Annotated in this window: 1 protein-coding gene; it reads right to left on the bottom strand. The window is 72.9% G+C overall.

Annotated features, from left to right (window positions below):
* Positions 1-32: 32 nt before the first annotated feature.
* A complete protein-coding gene (locus ACFU7Z_RS36790; RefSeq protein ID WP_380782416.1) occupies positions 33-4,091 on the bottom strand; it encodes a hypothetical protein in 4,059 nt (1,352 codons plus the stop codon).
* Positions 4,092-4,453 lie beyond the last annotated feature (362 nt).

Below are 4,453 nucleotides of genomic sequence, written 5' to 3'. Positions count from 1 at the left end.
CTCCGGGGACCACCGCCGGTCAGGCTGTCGTGCTAGCCGCGACGACGGGTGCGGCGTGTCGCGAGCGTCAGACCGCCGCCCAGGAGCAGGAGGCTCCCGGCCAGCCAGGCGAGCCGGGTGTCGGCGCCGGTGTTCGGCAGGTGCGGCCCGTGCGCCTCCTTCGTGGTCACCGTGGTGGTGGACGGCGGGGAGGTGACCGGCGGGCCGGACGGCGGCGTACCGGTCGCCGTCGCGGTGTTGGTGACCTTCCCTCGGTCGATGTCCGCCTGGGTGACCGTGTAGGCGGCCGTGCAGGTGACCGACACACCGGGGGCGAGCGAGGCCGCACCCGCCGGGCAGGTCACCACCGGCGGCGTCCCGGCGCCCGAGAACGCCGTCTCGTTCACCGTCACGTCCGTCAGCGTCACGTTCCCGGTGTTCGTCACCAGGTACGCGTAGTCGACCGTCTGTCCCACCGCCGAAACCGTCGTCGGGGACGCCGACTTCGCGATCGTGAGCGCCGGCTCAGGGGTGTTCGGGACGGTGGTCGAGGACGGCGGGGAGGTGACCGGCGGGCCGGACGGCGGAGTACCGGTCGCCGTCGCGGTGTTGGTGATGCTGCCCGCGTTGAGGTCCGCCTGCGTCACCGTGTACTCGGCCGTGCAGGTCACCGACGCCCCGGGAGCGAGCGAGGCCGCACCCGGCGGGCAGGTCACCACCGGCGGCGCCCCTGAGCCAGAGAACGCCGTCTCGTTCACCGTCACGTTCGTCAGCGTCACGTTCCCGGTGTTCGTCACCAGGTACGCGTAGTGCAGCACCTGGCCCACCCCGGTCAGCGCCGTCGCGTCCACCGACTTGACGACGGTGAGCGCCGGTGCGGGCGTGACCGTGACGGTCACGGTGGACGGCGGGGAGGTGACCGGCGGGCCGGACGGCGGCGTGCCCGTCGCCGTCGCCGTGTCGGTGATCTTCCCGCTCCGTAGGTCGCTCTGGGTGACCGTGTAGCTGGCCGTGCAGGTGACCGACGTGCCAGGAGCGAGCGAGGCCGCAGCAGGCGGGCAGGTCACCACCGGCGGCGTCCCGGAACCGGAGAACGCCGTCTCGTTCACCGTGACGTTCGTCAGCGTCACGTTCCCGGTGTTCGTCACCAGGAAGCTGTAGTCCACGACCTGCCCGACCGCCGAAACCGTCGTCGGCGACGCCGACTTCACGATCGTGAGCGCCGGCTCGGGGGTGTTCGGGACGCTGGTCGAGGACGGCGGGGAGGTGACCGGCGGGCCGGACGGCGGAGTGCCCGTCGCGGTCGCCGTGTTGGTGATCTTCCCTCGGTCGATGTCCGCCTGGGTGACCGTGTAGCTGGCCGTGCAGGTGACCGACGCACCGGGGGCGAGCGAGGCCGCAGCAGGCGGGCAGGTCACCACCGGCGGCGTCCCGGAACCGGAGAACGCCGTCTCGTTCACCGTGACGTTCGCCAGCGTCACATTCCCGGTGTTCGTCACCAGGTACATGTAGTGCAGCACCTGGCCCGCCGCCGTCAGATCCGTCGCGTCGACCGACTTGACGATGGTGAGCGCCGGTGTGGGCGTGGCCGTGACGGTTGCGTTGGACGGCGGGGAGGTGACCGGCGGGCCGGACGGCGGAGTACCCGTCGCCGTCGCCGTGTTGGTGACCTTCCCTCGGTCGATGTCCGCCTGGGTGACCGTGTAGCTGGCCATGCAGGTGACCGACGCACCAGGAGCGAGCGATGCCGCACCCGGCGGACAGGCCGCCACAAGCGGCCCCCCGGAACCGGAGAACGCCGTCTCGTTCACCGTCACGTCCGTCAGCGTCACGTTCCCGGTGTTCGTCACCAGGAAGCTGTAGTCCACGACCTGCCCGACCGCCGAAACCGTCGTCGGTGACGCCGACTTCGCGATGGTGAGCGCGGGAGTCGCCGGGACCGGGGTGTTCGTGAAGGTGCAGAGCACCATCGGGCTGTTCTTGTCCTCCACCGTCGCCGGGAACGGCAGGTTGAAGGTGGTCACCCCGCTGCCCGAGGTGATCGGGGCGTTGCCGTTGGCCGTGTCGACGCAGTCGTAGGTGGTGGTGTAGTCGGAGAGGCTTCCGGAGGCCGCCGTCTCGGTGAGGGTGTAGGTGGTGCCGGACAGCGCGATGACCGGGCCGGCCGGGGGCGACTGGACGCCCGTGCTGGTGCCGGTCGTGGTGGCGGTGTTGCCCTGGGTGATGCCACCGCCGGTGATCTCCAGGGTGAACTGGTCGTTGGACGTGGTCGACTCGGCGAACCGGCCGACGATGTCCTTCTGCAGGGTCAGGGTCGGGTTGGTGGAGCAGGCGCCGAGGTCCACGGAGAGGAAGGCGTTGTTGGTGTACGGCGTGGGACCGGCCGTGACCGCGCCGGTGTTCGGGTTGAGCCGCTCCAGATAGGTGGTGGTCCCCGAGGTGAACTCGATGTAGAGGTTGCCGACGTTGTCGAAGGCCGCCCCGTTGAAGGACCTGTCCGTCGGGTTGTCCAGGGTGCTCAGCGTCGTGCTGGTCAGCGGCACACCGGTGGCCGACCCCGTGGTGGGGATCGGTGCGGAGACCCGGCCGATGGCGGCGTCGGTCCCGACGGAGGAGAGGATGTAGAGGTTGCCGCCCGCGTCGAAGGTGATGTCGCCGTTGGGGCCGGAGGTGCCGGTGACCGGCAGGTCGAACGTGCCGATCACGCCGGGGATCGCGGTGTTGGTGGTGGTGTTGAACCCGTAGAGGGTGGCCACGCCGGGCGTGGTCGCGGTACCGGGCTCGAAGCTGGCGTAGTAGTAGATGCCGTTGACCGGGTTCACCGCGCCGGCGACGAAGGAGTCGCTGGTGGGACCGGCGGATCCGGTGTAGACGGTCCAGGCGCCGGTGGCCGCGTTGTAGCCGTACACGTTCACGGACCCGCTGACGGCCGGCGTCTGGTCGACCACGTAGGCGGCGGTGCCGCCGTCCGTGATGCCGAGGGCGTTCGTGAAGCCGGACCCGGCGGGGAGCGTGCTCACCGTCGTGGCGGTCACGTTGGCGCCGCCGACGGTGCCGGAGGCCAGGGCCAGCAGGGTGCCCGTACCGGCGCCCGAGGAGCCGCGCTGGACGGCGTAGATCGTGTTGCCGCTGCAGTCCAAGGGGGGGCCGGGTGCCCGGGGCGCCTGGCCGGCCGGGGCCGTGCCCGACGGGGGGACGCTCTCAGCGGACGGCGCGGACGCTGGGGCCGACAGGGGCTCGGGGGCGCTCACGGCGGACGGCGAGGCGGACGGGGCCTGCGAGGCGTTGCCCTGGACGGGGGCGGCCTTCGCCGAGGCGGCGTCCGGGGCCTGCCACTCCAGCACCACGAGGCCGTTGCCGCCGTCACGTCCATCTAGGCCGTCGCGGTCGCCGGGCTTCACCGAGGCGGCGGGGTGAGCGAAGCCGTCGAAGCCCGCCCCGGCGACGTACTGGCGCTCGGTCAGGTGCGACGCCAGGCCCGCCGGAACGTCGCCGCCCCCGGAGCCGACGGCCGTGCCGCCCGTGCTCGGGGAGGTGCCGCCGTCGGCCGCCAGCAAGGTGCGGGCCGAGGCGTGCGGCTCGTCGGCCAGGACGCTGGAGGCGCCGCCGCCGAGGGCCGTACGGGCCGCCGGGGAGCTCGGGTCCTCGGAGTGCGCCCGCCCGCCCTGGCCGGGCACCACCGTCAGCCGCTGCCCCGGCGTCACGTCCAGCAGAGCCGTCGCGAAGGCGCCGGCGGCACCCGGTCGCCTCCGGTGGTCGGCGCCGGCCGTTGCCGCGGGGCTGTCGGCTTCGGCGGCCGCGCCCGCGCCCCAGGCCTTCGCCCGGACGGAGGTGACGCCGGGGGGAACGGTGAAGTCCTGGCCGCCACCGGTGTGGGTGAAGGCGAGGCAGTCGGTGTACCCCGGGTCGGGCGGGCAGGCCTGGGCGGCGTGCGCGGCGGGGGCGGCCATCAGCGGGACGAGCGACAGCGGGGCCAGCGTCAGCACCGCTGCCAGCACTCCGGACCAGCCGCGCCGCTTCGACGCGGCACGGTTCGACGGACGAGCCGGGACGGTACTGCCCCGCACCCCGAAGGCCGGGGCCAGGCCCCGGCGACATCTGACTTTGGGCATCGAGGACTCTCCAGGGTGTGCACAGGACTCTGGATGACGGAGTGGACACGCCATTGGGCGACGGGACGACTATGCCGTCTCCACCATCCGGGTCGGTCCGGCACGCTGGGGAGGTCATCCCGGCGGCCCACACGAACGGTCCGACCACCGCGCTCGACACCCGTCGCGCGCCCCCTGCACCGGGTGCGACCGACCATGAAGGCCTCGACCCGGGCCAGCGCCAAGCCTGTTGACGCATCGTCATATGAACGGACCGCGTCGAGCGAAGTCGGCCCGCACCCGCGCCGGCGAGGGCGGACCGACCGGTGAACGCCGCCGGACGCGGCGAGGCCGGTGCCGTCCGGGAGCGGCGACTCCCGGAC

This window comes from Kitasatospora sp. NPDC057518 (assembly GCF_042802075.1).
GTDB lineage: Bacteria > Actinomycetota > Actinomycetes > Streptomycetales > Streptomycetaceae > Kitasatospora.
This window is presented reverse-complemented; position numbering and strand designations above follow the sequence as displayed.

Excerpts from the sequence above, each read along its gene's own strand:
- ACFU7Z_RS36790 (WP_380782416.1), bottom strand. The coding sequence starts at position 4,091 with ATGCCCAAAGTCAGATGTCGCCGGGGCCTGGCCCCGGCCTTCGGGGTG.